This window comes from Arthrobacter sp. UYCo732 (genome assembly GCF_040547265.1).
Lineage (GTDB): Bacteria > Actinomycetota > Actinomycetes > Actinomycetales > Micrococcaceae > Arthrobacter.
In genome coordinates this window covers 1-14,418 of record NZ_JBEPPJ010000006.1, presented here as the reverse complement: position 1 = coordinate 14,418, position 14,418 = coordinate 1, and the positions used below count along the sequence as shown (strand labels likewise).

Sequence of the window (14,418 nt, the reverse complement as noted above, 5' to 3'; positions counted from 1 at the left end):
GGGTTGGTGATTGCCATGAGGTCCGCGAGTTCAGCGGCTTTGGCTTCGGTCAGGATTCCGGAATTGATGACGCGTTGGTACGGGGTCCGCGGTTGTCATAGATCCAGTGCGGCGGCCGTGTCGTTGCGGTAGTGGAAGGCGTGCCGGCGGACCACGTCGCCGTTTTTCTGCTCGACGTGGGCGTTGTCGTTGGACTTATAGGGCCGGGAGCGGGTGAAGTAGATGTTTTTGTCGCCGGCCCAGTTGATCAGGGCGTGGTTGATGAATTCGGCGTTGTCGGTGTCCAGACCGACCAGGGGGAATGGCAGTCGGTCCACGACCTCATCCATCGCTTCCAGCACCCATTTGTGCGCCCCGTTACGGACCGCGATGTTCTCGGTCCAGCCGGTGAACACGTTTGTGGCGGTCAGTGTCCTGATGAATTCCCCGGCCAGGGTGGGGCCGCAGTGAACGATCATGTCCGCTTCGACGAACCCGGGGGCCTGTTCGTCTTCGTCGCCGGCCTCACGGACCGTGATGGAGTTCCGGAGCAGCGGGCCGGCCTTGGTCGCAGAGAGCCCGTTGGTCTGTCCGCGTCTTTGGTGGGTTTGAGGAGCCGGTCGATCGTGGCACCGGAGATCTTCAGCAGTTGCCCCCTGACCGCCGGGGTCAGCCTCTTCGCGTCGAGTTCCCCGAAGGCCTGAAGCTTGGGCAACCAGATGCCCATGGTCGCGGCGCCGGCGCGTGCGAAGGGCTTGACCGGTCACTGCGCCGGACGCCGGGCCGCGGGCCGTGCGGGGAGGCGAGAATCGAGTACACACTTCTCGTGCGCCGAGCATGGAAATCCCGTTTACTGTCTCCAGGGCCACCTTCTGCTTTCCCGTGCCCTCATGGCTTGGGGATAGAGGCGGGGTCGACGAAATGGCCCTCTGAGACCGGGTTCATGTCCCCAGTCGTAGCCAGGCCTTATCCGTGGCGGCCATCCCACGTCCACGGCAGTGGACACCCGTATTCAGTATCATGCTGGTGTCAGCTCGGCGGAGCTCCGAAGCTCAAACCAGGCTGGGCGACGACTCTCCGGGCAGGTGAAAGTGGGCCTTAAATTCGGCCGTCCCGCATCCCCAAGGCGCCGCCGAGTTGCTGTTGTGCGGGAGGCGTTGGAAGGTGGGTGGTGGCTTCCGGACGGGCAGGCACCGTGCCGGGCCTTCCAGCGAAGAGAGTATGCCCTGGATTCTATCTTTCAGGAATTGCTCTCCTTGGCTGCTGGGATGTTCGCCGTCCGGGCCCAGCAGCGGAGAGTCGGGCCCGGCTATCCACTGCTCCATGACCGGATCAACAAATTCGGCGCCGGCATCGAGGGCAGCTGACCGCTCCTGCTCAAGGATGACGCCGACATCCGCCGCCGCGGAATCAAAGCCTGTGAGGGGGCCAATAACGATCCGGGCGGCGTGAGGGGCCAGGGTCTTGCTCTCCGAGAGTGCGTCCGCGACAGCCGCTTTCAGCTCCACCGGATCCTGGCCTGCATCATTGTCCGAGCCAAAAAACACCACAACGTCCGTCGAGGCGTTGACCGAGGCGGCGGTCTGCGAACCGAACGTCACCCCTTCCTCACCGGCGGCAATATAGCCTGCCCCGTTTGTCGCCGCGTTGATGATCTCCACCGGCTGCTGTCCGGACTGCAGCTCTTGGCCTAGCCGGCGGGGCCATGCTTCCGCCGGGGAGGTTCCGTACCCCGTGCTGAGGGAATCGCCGATCACGACCACGCGTTCCGGCGCCGGCGGACCGGAGGTCAGGAACGGGGCCGGGACGGATGTGTCTTGCCGCGGGCTCCCTTGGACCATGCGATGGTCTTCAGCCGGGGCGCAGGCGGCAAGGGAGCACAGGACGGCCGACGCACCCAGGGCAGCGACCGGGGCGCACCAGCGGGGGAGACCGCGGCTCACTGTGCTTCCCATGCTGCGTCCCGGACCTGTCGCTTTGCCATGGTAACTAGAATAGACAGCAATCGAACTAAGTTAGCTGCCCGTCGCGTTACCCCCGCACACTCGGGGTTCGCATTACTTTCGAGAGCAGATATCGGGACGTGTGCATGAGTGCACAGTCGACCTGCCGATAATCCGGGAGACCGATGCATTCGCCCTGGTGACTGGCTTCGACGAGACCGCCAGCCGCGCCCGTGAACGACGGAAACTTCGGCTGGAATGCGCTCAACAGCCTGATCGGCTCCGGTGACCTCAACGGCGACAGCAAGAACGACCCCGGAGGGCGCATGACAGACGGAACGCCCTGGGCCTACCGGGGTGTGAGGGTTGCGGTCTAGCCGAGGGCTTCGAGCTGGTGGACGTGGTTGCGTTTCACGGTGCCCGGGTTGGTGCGGTGGCTGAAGTGATCGGCACCGATGCCAGTCTGAGGTGGATCAAGCTGCCACGTGACGATGTCCTTGATCCGATCGGACTCGGGTTCTGAACATATGAGCCGGATCCCGCCCACCGTCCGGCGTGTGTCGGGGAACTTGAGGTGCTCGGCCGCCAGCCAAGGTGCTGGACTGCGATCCATGCGAGGGGCCTGTCCACACAACCGGTTGACACTGCCCGCTGCCGTCTAAGGGTTCCGGAGTGGGGGCCTGCAAGGCCGGTCCCTCACCCCTGCGGCTCCGAATCAGTTTCAGGGACCAAAAGCAGAACGTGGCCATGAATGTGCAGCAGGTACCCGCCATAACCGGAGCGCCCACGCTTCGGCGGCAGATCCTTCCCACCGGGCTCGGTCCCTGCACAGTGGGTGTCCAGCAGGGCGCCGGAGGCCGGCCTCACGCATCTGGCACAGCGGATGTCTACCTTCACGGTGCCGCCGAATCCTGGGCTACCTTCCGGCCATTACTTTCCCGGACACCGGTCCATGACCGGGTGCTGGTTGACCTGCCGGGCTGGGGCGAATCCACGAGAGGTACCCGGCCCGAGCATCTCAGTATCGCGGCGATGGGACGCGCTATCACCGAGGTCCTGAACGCGCTCGGCTACGGGCGGTGGAACCTGGTGGGCCACTCCATGGGGGCCTCCCGGCACGATGGCTAGGAAGAGATAAATAGAGCTGCGAAAAGACCGCCATTTATCGCAGATAATCACAACTGCACAGAATGTCCAAAGCCGTCTGCACAGCCCGCCCGTTGGGGGATCCCCTAACGGGACACCTCTGGGGCGTCGCCAACCAAAGTTCGTCCCGCGGCGGAAGCTGTACGCTCGACTTCCTCGGTGCAATACTGCGGTGATGAAAATCCTGGAGTGGTGGCCTCTGGTCGGCGCGGAAACACGCGACTGGCTCATTGAGCACAACGGCGAGCCGCTGCCGCCGAATGTAGTCGCCGACATCATGGCGGTTACGGGGGGCACGACCGATTCTGGGTGGTGGGCTGGCGAATCAGCAGACGGTCCCCAGCTTTCCGACGAGGCTGTGGATTGGATCGAGGCTGCCGCCAACGACGAGGAGCCGACTACCGGCTGAAATCTTCTGCCGCGTCCGGCCGAGGGTTCGGCTGTCGGGGACGGTGAAGAACGGGACGCGCGACTTACTGCGCACGTTCACGGATCTGGACGCGGGGATGGCGATGAACCTCTCCCAAGAGCCGTATGTCCCCACGGTGGGAAGCCTTCCGCCGCATGCCACTCATGCAGAAGCCCTGGCATGGATTGAGCGCCAGCGACGGCGCCACATCGAAGGGACAAGATTTTCCTTCTCGATAGCCGACCTCAAAACTGATCGCTCCATGGGGAACATCGGACTGTGGATCAGGGAGTTGGACACAGGCCGCGCTCAGGTGGGATATGCCGTTGCCCCAAATGCGAGAGGCCACAGCATTGCATCCGATGCCCTGTGCGCCCTCGCTACCTTTGCCTGGACGATCCCCCATCTGCACCGTCTGGAGTTTTATATCGAGCCGTGGAACGCGGCTTCTATCCGCACGGCCAACGTGCAGGTTACGAACGCGAGGGACTACTTCGCGGTCATCAGGAGATCGTCGGAGAGCGTTGTGACATGTTCCTCTACGCCGCAATCCGGGAGAGCACAGTCCGCTAAAAGATCGTCTAACGGGCGCTGGTGCGACACCGAGCGATCACAGAAGGCCGCCACAAAGCGATCAAATCCACAGGCCGGGCGCCGCTTGATCAGCCATCCTGTCTAGATAAGGGATCCGTTGCTGAGACGGATGTGGGCGAAGTGGTCGGTGTCAATCCGGTACCGAATCGGCAAGGCACTATTCGCCGGTATGCCCGCGGGCCGTCCGTCAGTGGTGCGGCAGAACCGGCAGCTGCCTGTCAGGTCGCAGAGTCAGGCCCGCCCCGCACGTTCCAAGGAGAGGCGCATTCTGCTCAGGCCGTCCCGGATGCGGGATTTCACCGCCGGGACTGTAATCTTCAATGCGGCGGCTACCTCGGTCTGAGTGTGGCCGCCGAAATATGCCAGGACGATGGCTTCTGACTGCCTTGCGCTGAGCGTGGACAGGCACGCACGGACTTCTTCCGCCCTGAGCCTGCGCAGGGCAAGGTCCTCGATGAGTTCCTGGCCCAGTGCCGAGGTCTCGCGCTGGTGCTGGGAGTGACGTTCAAGTGCGCTTTGCTCGCGCCGGACTCTGTCCACCGCGCGGCGATGGGTCAGGGTGAACAGCCAGGCGAGGGGTGTGCCCAAAGACCGGTCGTATCGTCCCGCTAAGGACCACACCTGCACGTAGACTTCCTGCACCACATCCTCGGCCATGCCTCTATCCCTGACCACCCCCAATGCCAGAGCGTATAGCCGCCTCACCGTCCGCGAATACAGATCCTCGAACGCATTTGCATCCCCCGCTTCGATTCTGCCCAGAAGCACCTGCAAAGACTCCTCGGGTTCAGGGACGCCCCGATGGTTCCCGGAAATTGTCACTGTCACCTCCAATACCCGGCCGCCGGAAGTACCGGACACTTATGACTAATAACCACAGAACCCGGGACATGCACGATGCGCTCCGCACTCTTAAGATGGGTACTTCTCCCATGTGCACCGAACCTATCCCGGGATCGGGCCAAATACGATCACAAAGAAGTAAATCTTTTAATGTATTGACAGGATCGGTAAATACGCCGTCAAGGACTATGACGGGGAATGATGGTGTAGCGGCCCGACCTCCCGGGCGTGGGATTCCGACGTGCGTCGGTCAGAAGGGCTTTCAGTACGTCCGGTGCGTGGTCGCCGGTGACGGGTTGCAGCCTCTGAAGGGGCACTCAGCGGATAGCAGGACGCCTATGTGGCTAGCCTGCGGGTACGAAAAATTCCAGAGCGATTCCGTCTGGATCCTTGAAACTCAGGGCCGTTCCGTACGAGGCCTCGACCAACCCGCTGTGCTCGACGCCAATTTCTTCGAGATGGTCGCGCCACTCAAGCAAGCCGGTTCGATCATGCACCGCGAATCCGATGTGGTCGAGGCCCGGATTTTTTTCATCGAAGTCCTTTGCGGAACTGATGGCCTGCTGGGTCAGCCCGAGGGTAAGTCCATCGGCGAGGGCGAAGATCCTGCGTATGAACGGGCCGTCAGCCATATACCCCGTGGGTTCGGTTTGCCAAAGTCGAGAGTAGAAGGTCGTACTGGCGATGATGTCCCTGACGGTCAGCGCCAGATGGTCAATACTCGGCAGAGCGGGCATGAGTGTCCTAGTGATAGATTTCGGTAGCAGACTCCTGCCAAGGTACGGCAACTCAAGGCTGAGATCGTGATGTGACTGGCGCTCGCGTCCGGGACAACTCGGCCATTCCCCCCTCCGGGCCTAATTTCCGTCGGCAGTGTGCGCACGCCGGCACGCGGAGGCACCCGGGTCCGACGGCTGCCGAGGTTTCAAAGGGTTTCCTTAAGGACCGGCGCCCTTTGGTGCCGGGGTTGCTCAGCACACAGCTTCTGGTTTCTGCAGACGGGCCTCCGCTGCGCGCCCAAGCCGTCGCCCTATGGACCGGTCCACGGGAACGGGAAGAACGACCCAGAACAGCCCCGCACCCGGGACAACAACACCGCAGTTTGTGGCTCAGTCCGTAGCGACTCATGGCACGATGCTCGCGAAGGTGTTGTGCGTGCCTCAGTTATTTGTGCTCGTGTGGCTGATGCTTTCAGGGCCCGTGTTTTCGTGGCGGCGAGGACGCTCGGCTGGGTCTGGATGGTGGTGCTGCCTCGGGTGAAGTCGGCCGGGTTGGTGATTGCCATGAGGTCCGCGAGTTCAGGGGCTTTGGCTTCGGTCAGGATTCCGGAATTGATGACGCGTTGGTACGGGGTCCGCGGTTGTCATTGATCCGGGTCTTCTGCCCGTGTTTGTTGGAGCGCCAGCCGGTTGCTTTCGTGGTGGCGGTGAAAAGGTTCAGCCGGACCCGGACAAGGGTATAGAGGGCGTTGAGGAGCTTCAGTGCGGCGGCGGTGTCGTAGCGGTAGTGGAAGGCGTGCCGGCGGACCACGTCGCCGTTGGACTTGTAGGGCCGGGAACGGGTGAAGCAGGTGTTTTTGTCGCCGGCCCAGTTGATCAGGGCGTGGTTGAACCCGGGGGCCTGTTCGTCTTCGTCGCCGGCCTCACGGACCGTGATGGAGTTCCGGAGCAGCGGGCCGGCCTTGGTCGCAGAGAGCCCGTTGGTCTGTCCGCGTCTTTGGTGGGTTTGAGGAGCCGGTCGATCGTGGCACCGGAGATCTTCAGCAGTTGCCCCCTGACCGCCGGGGTCAGCCTCTTCGCGTCGAGTTCCCCGAAGGCCTGAAGCTTGGGCAACCAGATGCGCATGGTCGCGGCCAGATACTTCCCCGAGGGCATCCCCGCGAGCCGCCACACACTGATCAGGACCTTCACGGTCTCATAGCCATAGGTCCGCCCCCACGGCTTAAGTACGACCGATTTCGCCGGGCCTCTACGCTTCCGGGCCATGGACAGGGCCCGGCGGGCGTCGGCCCTGGACGACCCGGTAACCGCCACGAGCTCGTCCAGAATCAACCCCTTGGCGTTCTTCGACGACTTCGCATAATCGGTCGCGTACTTCTTCGTGATTTCCCTGCGCGTTGCCATCGACAGGTCCATCCCTCATCGTCACCGCCGTGCCCGTAGCGGCCCGTAATTTCGCGAGCGTTTCTCAAATGAGGTATGCACCCCGTTTCGCGAGCACTATAGGTGAGTCTCGTCGGACCCTAGTGGTGCGGGACCCGGGCGCTGTAGCATGAGGCTGGCTATGCAGTTGGCCCTGGACTCCCGTGAGAGTGATGACCATGGAACTAAGACTGCACGCAAGCCGTGCCAGACCCGACAAAACCCGCCGACCCGCACCCCATGGATGGCGCGCCGGCCTGCCAGTCAGGCGCTTCTTCACCCGATTCGGATCCCTCTCCGACGTGCCGCCCGAGGACCTTGACATCCTCTCTGAACGGATAAGACTGGCCTTGGACGTCAGCCAGGAAACGGGCATGGCAGCACTTCACGCGGCGGTTCGGGCTGAGCTCCGTAAGCGCGAACAGGAGCTGGATCAATAGAAGCCGGGCAGCATATCGGCGTGAGCCGGCCAGGGCGGCCGAAGAGGAGCCAGTAGAAATGAACGAACCAGCACAGCACTACGCACAGGATGGCGCCGGCGGTACGGACAACAAGGGGCTGGAACCGAAGTCGCGGCCTACCTACAACGCGAGTGCCTCCGAAGCGACGAGGGAGTTGCGGGACACGTCCCGGCGCCGCCGCGATGCCGAGGAGAAGCTGCAGCAGCATCTAATAAAGGCCAAGGAGCACGTGCCCCATCACCACGAGCCTGAGGTGCCTGCAGTGCCCGATGCCGAGGAAGCCCAAGACACAGACCCAGAGGGTGACGCCGGCCCAACGTGATCCGCTATGTCACCCTTGACTTAGCGAGGCGCGCCCGTCCGGGTCCCCATCAACGCGGTATGCTTCACGGGCCCGCGTTAGATCCCCTTAGGCGGACTGCTCATCAGTGGGAGCGATAGTGCGGCGGGCGCTTTCTTCAACGGCGAATTCGTACCATGCCTGCGCGCCGAGGTCCGGGGCCGGGGTGTCGAGGTTCTGGTACAAAGCGTCCAGCAGATTGGCGAGGTCTTCCGCGGCAAGCGAGGGAAGGACTTCTTCGGGGCCGCGGGGGTCGCTGATTATCCGGGAAAGCGTGGAGTGGTTCATACGGGAAGCACGCGCCTGTCGGTTGAGCTTCGGGGGACGTGGTGCACTGTAACTCCTCTGATAGTTCAGAGGCTGACTGCGTAACCCTACCTGAGTCTATTCCAACGTCTGGACACTAAACAATGCTGCACCATAGGCCCGGTTAGGTGCCTCAGGCGGGTCCCCTCAGGCGAACTGCCGGCCCTGCAGCTCTGAGGCGGGCAGCGGGACGTGTGGGGGGAGGGGCCGGCCGGACCGTTCAGTGCGGATGGCATCCTCGATGAGGGCAACGGGACGGCGCCAGGCGTCGGAACCGGGCTCCATGGTATCCACCACGCCGATCAGCATGGCCAGAAGCCGGAACATGTCAGTCATGGAAATATCGGAACGCAGGGTGCCTTGGCCTTGGCCCCGCACCAGCAGTACGCCGAGGGAGTCCATCAACGAGCCCGTGACCCCGGTGAGGAGTTCGCGGCGCGCCGCTACCGCGCCCAACAGGTTGGCATCGGCGCTGGCGGCGGCCATGATGGCCTCGATGACGCGCAGCAGTCCTACGGCGGCGTCCATGCCCGTCAGCGCGTCGACAATAATCGGGTCCACGGTCTCCCTGAGCTGCCGGTTGAGGGCGGCCAGCACCAGCTCATCTTTGTCGGCGAAGTTCCGGAAGAGAGTGGCCGGGCCTACGCCCGCCGTCGCTGCGATGGTCTGCAGGGAAACCTCGGGACCGTGCTCACGGAAACACTGGCGGGCAGCCAGAATGATCTTGTCCACGTTCCGGGCAGCGTCTGCGCGTAGTGGCTTGCGGACGACAGCAATGCTCATTTGGTCAGGTTAGCAACGCGGCAGGCAATGGACGTGGTTACCGGAGGGTAGCCGGTTATGTGACGTTTCACCTGCCTTCCAGCCCATCCGGTGCCCCGCTCGCGTGGCAGACTTGCCCTATGTTGCTTGCCTTTTCAGTCGCCCCGTCCGGCACGCCCGCCGGGGGTGCCCGCCCCTCCGATGCTTCTGTCCATGACGCCGTTGCAGCCGCCGTGAAGATCGTCCGGGAGTCGGGCCTGCCCAACCAGACGGACTCGATGTTCACCACCATCGAGGGCGAATGGGACGAAGTGTTCGACGTCGTCAAGCGCGCCACCGAGGCCGTGGGCCAGTTCGGAAGCCGCGTCTCGCTGGTCATCAAGGCAGACATCCGGCCCGGTTACGAGGGCGAGCTCAACGCCAAGGTGGACCGCCTGGACAAGGCCCTCGAAGAAGGTTCCTAGACCCCGATGTGGCCGCGTGTCAGACTGTGGCCATGTTTGAGCACAGGACGCAGGCCGGCTGGCTGGAAGTGGAAGAATTCCTGACGGCAACTGTGGTGCATCCCGACGACGCACTGCAGCGGGCGGTGAGCACCGCCGTCGACGCCGGGATGCCGCCCATCGAAGTGACCCCCAACGCCGGCAAGCTGCTTAAGCTCCTGGTCCAGATTTCGGGTGCCCGGCGGGTGCTGGAAATCGGCACGCTGGCCGGGTTCAGCAGCATCTGGATGGCGCAGGGGCTTCCCGACGGCGGCCGGCTGGTGACGTGCGAATACCTCACCAAACATGCGGACGTCGCCAGGGCCAACGTGGCGGCAGCCGGGCTCGCTGACAAGGTTGAGGTGCGCGTCGGGGCAGCCCTCGACACCTTGGCCGCGCTGCAGGCGGAAGGTCAGGAGCCCTTCGATTTTGTGTTCATCGATGCGGACAAGGAACACGACGCCGACTACCTTGAGTGGGCTGTCCGCCTGGGCCGGCCGGGAACCGCCATCGTGCTGGACAACGCGGTGTGGGAGGGGGCAGTCCTGGAGCCATCCATCGACGACGTTAACGCGCCGGGGATCATCAGCGCCCTGGAACTGCTGGGAAAACACCCGCAGCTTGATGGCACCGTAATCCAGACCGTCGGGTCCAAAGGCTGGGATGGGTTCGCTCTGGCTCGGGTCCGCTGAGTGGCAGTCTTCGGTTGGTCTGCCGACCGTCCCGTTCATCCGGAATACTGCTAAGTATGCTTAGAATAACGTTCCGGCCGATGCCCCGTCCGGAACGGACCGCCCGCAGTGGAGGAATTCGATGAAAGCGTCACCCACCCTCGCCAGCAACCTACAGATGGTCCTCACGGACCTGATTGAGCTCCACATGCAAGGCAAGCAGGCCCACTGGAACATTGTGGGCACCAACTTCCGTGACCTCCATTTGCAGCTCGACGAGATCACCGCCAGCGCCCGACTGTTCGCGGACCAGGCGGCCGAACGGATGCGCGCGTTGCATGCCCTGCCTGACGGCCGGAGCAAGACCGTAGCTTCGGACACCCGCCTTGAGGAGTTTCCCGGCGGGCTGGTTTCCACCAAGGATGCCGTCGAGCTGGTCACCGCCAGGCTGGAACGCACTGCCAAGACCATGCGGGATGTCCATGACGAGGTGGACGACGAGGACCCCACCAGCGCCGACCTGCTGCATGCCGCGATCGAACGGCTGGAACAGCTGGCCTGGATGGTCAACGCAGAGGCCATGGCAGCCTCGGCACCCGTTACCCAAGCGGCAGAGAAGTAGGCCGGGACTGACAGGTAACAGCGCGTGACTGAAAATAGAACGCAGACAGAACGGGTGCCGGCAGCGCCAGCAGCACTGACTGCCACGACAACGTCGGCAGGCTTGCGGGCCGCTGCCGCCGGCAAGCGCCGGTGTCCCAAGCCTGTCCGCCTGGTGTCAGCTGAAACGGAGCTGGCCGAGTACGGACCCCTGCTCAACGCCATCCAGTCGGCGGTGGGCGATGTCCCCGTGCTGCTGGCCCTGGCCAGGGAGGTCGGAAGTAAGTGGCCCAAGCCGGGGGATGGACAGACTGGCCTTCTCTGGGAGCTGCTTGCCTCGGTCGCCAGCGTGGATGTGGCCGCAGGCCGCGTTTTCGAACCCCATCTGGATGCGCAGGCCATCCTGGCCCAGGCGGGCATCCACCCGGCCGAACGTGCCGGCGTGTGGGGAGTGTTCGCCGCCGAGGGTCCGGGGGCGCGCCTCCAGGCTAAATCCGATGGTGACGACGTCCTGCTCAGCGGCGCAAAACCGTGGTGTTCATTGGCGCCTCTTCTGGACCGGGCCGTCATCACCGCCCACGCAGAAACCGGTGGCCGGGCCGCCTATGCCGTGGACCTCCGGCACCCGGGTGTGTCGTGCGAGGAACCCGCTTGGGTGGCGCGTGGCCTCCGGGAGATTCCCAGCGGGACCGTCCACTTCAGCCAGGTACCGGCAGTTCCTTTGGGCGGGGATGGCTGGTACTTCAGCCGGCCCGGTTTCGCGTGGGGCGGGATGGGAGTGGCCGCCTGCTGGCTGGGTGGAGCGGTGGCTGTGGCGAGGGAATACAAGGTATCGCTTAGTGCGGCTGCCGGGACGGGCCGGGAACCTGACCAGATCGCGCTGGCGGCGTTGGGAGAAACGGACCGGATCCTGACCTCCACCGTCCAGTACTTGGCGCGCACGGCGCAGCTGATCGACGGCGGTGCACTGTCTGACGACGGCGGCCAACCCGGCGGGGACGGAACCCCTGGGGCAGGCACCAGCGCCTGGAGCGAAGCGTTGCGGGCGCGCGGAACGGTCGCCGCCGCCGTCGAGCGTGTCCTGTCCTTGGTCAGCCAGAACCGCGGACCTGCGCCGCTGGCGTTCGACGAACCGTACGCCAAGCGCATGGCGGACCTGGCCCTGTACGTGCGCCAGCACCACGCCATGCGGGACGACGCCCAGTTGGGGAAACTGACTCTCGGGGGGCAGCACCTGTGGTGACGTTCGCGCACACGGACCGGGGCGCGGACGAAACGGACTGGGCGGCAAGCGGGCTGGCCACGTTGGCTGAGATGGCCCTTGATCCGCAGGAATTGAGTGCCATGCGGTTTGTGGTGCTGGCCGCCCACCCGGATGACGAATCCCTCGGCGCGGGGGGCTTGCTGGCGCTCCTGCACGCGTTGGGAGCCAACGTCGAAGTGCTGCTTTGTACAGCGGGGGAGGCCTCGCACCCGGCGTCCGCCACGATGACGCCTGGGCAGCTCGCAGCCATCCGTCTTGACGAATTCGCGGCCGCGATGGAGGTCCTGGGGCTGACCGGGTGCTGGCGTTTCCTGGGGCTGCCGGATGGCGGCCTGAACGACCGGACGCTGGAAATTTCCGCCCGGCTCCGGGAAGCCATCACCAGGCACCCCGGAAACCCTGAGCAGTTGGCCATAGTGGCTCCCTACCGTGCGGACGGGCACGCGGACCACGACGTCCTGGGCGCTACGGCGGCCGATGTGGCCCGCGAGGGCGGCCACGCCCTGCTGGAATATCCCATCTGGTACTGGCTATGGGCCTCGCCGGAGGACGCGGCCTGGCAGTCGTGGGCGCGGCTTCCCTTGGGCCTTGAACAACAGGCTGCCAAGAAAGCCGCCATGGCCGTCCATGCCAGCCAGGTACTTCCGTTGTCCGAACTGGCAGGGGATGAGGCGCTGCTCAGCGTGGGGTTCCTGGCCCATTTCCAGCGCGCCTTTGAGACGTTTGCCTGGACCCGGCCGGGCGCGGCTGCCGCCGGATCGGCGGCTCAGTCGGCTCCCCATACCAGCGCGGACGCGCAACGGATTTTCGATGCGGTGCACTCGACGTCCGATGACCCATGGCAGTACACCACCCGCTGGTACGAGCGCCGGAAACGCACCCTGACGCTCGCCGCGCTGCCCCAGGAAAAGTACCAGTCGGGCCTGGAAATCGGCTGCTCAATCGGCACCCTGACTGCCGAGCTGGCCGGCAGGTGCCTCAGCCTCCTGGCAGTTGACGCCAGCAGCACAGCCCTGGAGCTTGCCGCCCAGCGGCTTGCACCCTATCCCGGCGTCTCCATCCGGCAGCTGACCTTGCCGGCTGAGTGGCCCAAGGGCCGCTACGACCTGGTGGTGGTATCCGAGGTGGGCTACTACCTCGCGCCGGTCGAACTTGAGCGCCTGCTTACGCGGGTTGAAGCGGCCATGGCGCCGGGCGGCACGCTGCTGCTGTGCCATTGGCGGCACCCGGTTTCCGGCTGGGAGCTCGACGGCGACTCGGTGCACACGCTGGCCCGGAACCGGCTGCGGTGGCGCACCGCAGCACTGTATCAGGAACGCGACTTCGTGCTGGAAGCGCTGGAAGCGCCTACCGATCCCGGAACTTTGGAGGCCTGACGTGGACCGCATTGGGCAGGTGGCAGTGGTGATTCCGGTCCACAATGAGGAACAGCTCCTCCCAGGAGCGCTTGCGGCGGTGCGGGCTGCCGCCGATGTCCTGCAGGGGCAGCGGCCGGCCATCGCGGTAACGATCCTGGTGGTCCTGGACAGCTGTACGGACAACTCCGGCCAAGTGGCCGCAAAGTTCGCGCGCATGGACAGCCGCAATTCACTTCTACGGGTGGCCTTCCGCAGCGTGGGAGGAAGCCGCCGTGCAGGCATTCGCACGGTGCTCTTGGCAAGCCTCGAAAAGGGTCTTCCGGACGCTTCCCCGCAACTCTGGCTGGCCAATACCGACGCCGATTCCTGCGTTCCGGAAAACTGGCTGCTGCGCCAGGTGGAACTGGCCGACCGGGGGGCCGATGCCGTCTTGGGGACAGTGGAGCCAGACCCGGAAAGCACGGACGGCGAGGTGCTGAGACGCTGGCACGCCCGCCACCCGTTAGGGGAGGACCATCCGCACGTGCATGGAGCGAACCTGGGCGTTCGTGCTTCGGCTTATGTGCTGGCCGGTGGTTTTCCCCGCCTTCGCTCGCATGAGGACCGGGCATTGGTGGAGCGGCTTCACAAATACGGGTGCAGTGTCTGGTCCACGGACACCATTAGGGTCCGCACCTCGGGCCGGACCAATGCCCGCGCACCGCAGGGATTTGGCGCCTATCTGCTGGCGCTCACACGGGAACCGGCGGCGTTGAAGGGCTAACGAGTGCAGCTGGCGCATGTGGGAGCACTTGGGCAAGCGCCACTACCTCCACGGCACATCGCTAAAAGCACAGCGCCCGCAAAATATCCAGGGGGCCGACGACGACTGGGGGGACTGGCCTCGGTCTCAGAAGAGGCCACCTCGCCGCCGGCCCCGTCTGACACCCGGGGCCGCAACTGCCCCGGGAAAGAGACGGTATTTCCTGTTACTGATCTTCCTCCAAGTTACTGGTCCTGCCTAGTCCCGCCGCCGCCTGGTTACGCCCTGATATGTAGGCGCGAATGTCAATAGTGCATGGGGAAGCGGGTCCCGGTCTGGTTGGCCCCGGGCCCGCTTCCTTTGGTGAGGGGTCCGGG

Annotated in this window: 19 protein-coding genes; 11 read left to right on the top strand and 8 right to left on the bottom strand. The window is 64.5% G+C overall.

What is annotated here, in order from left to right; all coding sequences use genetic code 11:
* Positions 1 to 95 precede the first annotated feature (95 nt).
* Both ABIB45_RS10480 and ABIB45_RS10475 read right to left on the bottom strand, forming a co-directional pair.
* On the bottom strand, positions 96 to 818 hold the full coding sequence (locus ABIB45_RS10480; protein ID WP_354215799.1) for an integrase catalytic domain-containing protein: 723 nt from the start codon (positions 816 to 818) through the stop codon (positions 96 to 98).
* Positions 819 to 1,031: 213 nt separating this feature from the next.
* Positions 1,032 to 1,922: an SGNH/GDSL hydrolase family protein gene (locus ABIB45_RS10475; RefSeq protein ID WP_354215798.1), complete on the bottom strand. Its 891-nt coding sequence runs from the start codon at positions 1,920 to 1,922 to the stop codon at positions 1,032 to 1,034.
* 233 nt (positions 1,923 to 2,155) lie between these two features.
* On the opposite strand from ABIB45_RS10475, the gene ABIB45_RS10470 reads away from it, so the two are divergent.
* Entirely contained in the window at positions 2,156 to 2,299 is a 144-nt protein-coding gene (locus ABIB45_RS10470; protein ID WP_354215797.1) for a hypothetical protein, read from the top strand.
* On the opposite strand, the gene ABIB45_RS10465 is transcribed toward ABIB45_RS10470, so the two are convergent.
* On the bottom strand, positions 2,296 to 2,535 hold the full coding sequence (locus ABIB45_RS10465; protein ID WP_354215796.1) for a hypothetical protein: 240 nt from the start codon (positions 2,533 to 2,535) through the stop codon (positions 2,296 to 2,298). The genes ABIB45_RS10470 and ABIB45_RS10465 overlap by 4 nt on opposite strands.
* 134 nt (positions 2,536 to 2,669) lie before the next feature.
* On the opposite strand from ABIB45_RS10465, the gene ABIB45_RS10460 reads away from it, so the two are divergent.
* The 3 genes from ABIB45_RS10460 to ABIB45_RS10450 all read left to right on the top strand — a co-directional run bounded on the left by ABIB45_RS10460 (position 2,670) and on the right by ABIB45_RS10450 (position 4,156).
* Positions 2,670 to 3,050, top strand: a complete 381-nt coding sequence (locus ABIB45_RS10460; RefSeq protein ID WP_354215795.1) for an alpha/beta fold hydrolase — start codon at positions 2,670 to 2,672, stop codon at positions 3,048 to 3,050.
* A gap of 193 nt (positions 3,051 to 3,243) precedes the next feature.
* Entirely contained in the window at positions 3,244 to 3,477 is a 234-nt protein-coding gene (locus ABIB45_RS10455) for a hypothetical protein (RefSeq protein WP_354215794.1), read from the top strand.
* A 97-nt stretch (positions 3,478 to 3,574) separates the two neighbouring features.
* Complete coding sequence (locus ABIB45_RS10450) at positions 3,575 to 4,156, top strand: GNAT family N-acetyltransferase (RefSeq protein WP_354215793.1); 582 nt, start codon at positions 3,575 to 3,577, stop codon at positions 4,154 to 4,156.
* A gap of 146 nt (positions 4,157 to 4,302) precedes the next feature.
* Here ABIB45_RS10450 and ABIB45_RS10445 read toward each other — a convergent pair whose 3' ends face one another.
* The 3 genes from ABIB45_RS10445 to ABIB45_RS10435 all read right to left on the bottom strand — a co-directional run bounded on the left by ABIB45_RS10445 (position 4,303) and on the right by ABIB45_RS10435 (position 6,804).
* Complete coding sequence (locus ABIB45_RS10445) at positions 4,303 to 4,839, bottom strand: sigma-70 family RNA polymerase sigma factor (RefSeq protein ID WP_354215951.1); 537 nt, start codon at positions 4,837 to 4,839, stop codon at positions 4,303 to 4,305.
* 419 nt (positions 4,840 to 5,258) lie between these two features.
* A complete protein-coding gene (locus ABIB45_RS10440; protein WP_354215792.1) occupies positions 5,259 to 5,651 on the bottom strand; it encodes a VOC family protein in 393 nt (130 codons plus the stop codon).
* A 580-nt stretch (positions 5,652 to 6,231) separates the two neighbouring features.
* Entirely contained in the window at positions 6,232 to 6,804 is a 573-nt protein-coding gene (locus tag ABIB45_RS10435) for a hypothetical protein (RefSeq protein WP_354215791.1), read from the bottom strand.
* 749 nt (positions 6,805 to 7,553) lie between these two features.
* Between ABIB45_RS10435 and ABIB45_RS10430 the strand changes: the two genes are divergently transcribed.
* Complete coding sequence (locus tag ABIB45_RS10430; protein ID WP_354215790.1) at positions 7,554 to 7,838, top strand: hypothetical protein; 285 nt, start codon at positions 7,554 to 7,556, stop codon at positions 7,836 to 7,838.
* 87 nt (positions 7,839 to 7,925) lie between these two features.
* On the opposite strand, the gene ABIB45_RS10425 is transcribed toward ABIB45_RS10430, so the two are convergent.
* Both ABIB45_RS10425 and ABIB45_RS10420 read right to left on the bottom strand, forming a co-directional pair.
* Positions 7,926 to 8,144, bottom strand: a complete 219-nt coding sequence (locus ABIB45_RS10425; protein ID WP_354215789.1) for a hypothetical protein — start codon at positions 8,142 to 8,144, stop codon at positions 7,926 to 7,928.
* A 165-nt stretch (positions 8,145 to 8,309) separates the two neighbouring features.
* Positions 8,310 to 8,945, bottom strand: a complete 636-nt coding sequence (locus ABIB45_RS10420) for a TetR/AcrR family transcriptional regulator (RefSeq protein WP_354215788.1) — start codon at positions 8,943 to 8,945, stop codon at positions 8,310 to 8,312.
* A 119-nt stretch (positions 8,946 to 9,064) separates the two neighbouring features.
* Between ABIB45_RS10420 and ABIB45_RS10415 the strand changes: the two genes are divergently transcribed.
* From ABIB45_RS10415 to ABIB45_RS10390, 6 genes are all read left to right on the top strand, one after another.
* The gene (locus tag ABIB45_RS10415; protein ID WP_354215787.1) at positions 9,065 to 9,388 is read left to right on the top strand and encodes a thiamine-binding protein; all 324 of its coding nucleotides are present in this window, start codon (positions 9,065 to 9,067) and stop codon (positions 9,386 to 9,388) included.
* 32 nt (positions 9,389 to 9,420) lie between these two features.
* The gene (locus tag ABIB45_RS10410; protein ID WP_354215786.1) at positions 9,421 to 10,098 is read left to right on the top strand and encodes an O-methyltransferase; all 678 of its coding nucleotides are present in this window, start codon (positions 9,421 to 9,423) and stop codon (positions 10,096 to 10,098) included.
* 121 nt (positions 10,099 to 10,219) lie between these two features.
* Positions 10,220 to 10,699 (top strand): Dps family protein, encoded by a 480-nt coding sequence (locus tag ABIB45_RS10405; protein ID WP_354215785.1) that lies wholly within the window; start codon positions 10,220 to 10,222, stop codon positions 10,697 to 10,699.
* A gap of 150 nt (positions 10,700 to 10,849) precedes the next feature.
* The gene (locus tag ABIB45_RS10400) at positions 10,850 to 11,920 is read left to right on the top strand and encodes an acyl-CoA dehydrogenase family protein (protein ID WP_354215950.1); all 1,071 of its coding nucleotides are present in this window, start codon (positions 10,850 to 10,852) and stop codon (positions 11,918 to 11,920) included.
* Complete coding sequence (locus ABIB45_RS10395) at positions 11,914 to 13,317, top strand: PIG-L family deacetylase (protein WP_354215784.1); 1,404 nt, start codon at positions 11,914 to 11,916, stop codon at positions 13,315 to 13,317. The genes ABIB45_RS10400 and ABIB45_RS10395 overlap by 7 nt, the downstream gene beginning before the upstream one ends.
* A gap of 1 nt (position 13,318) precedes the next feature.
* Positions 13,319 to 14,062 (top strand): glycosyltransferase family 2 protein, encoded by a 744-nt coding sequence (locus ABIB45_RS10390; protein WP_354215782.1) that lies wholly within the window; start codon positions 13,319 to 13,321, stop codon positions 14,060 to 14,062.
* The last annotated feature ends 356 nt before the right edge of the window (positions 14,063 to 14,418 follow it).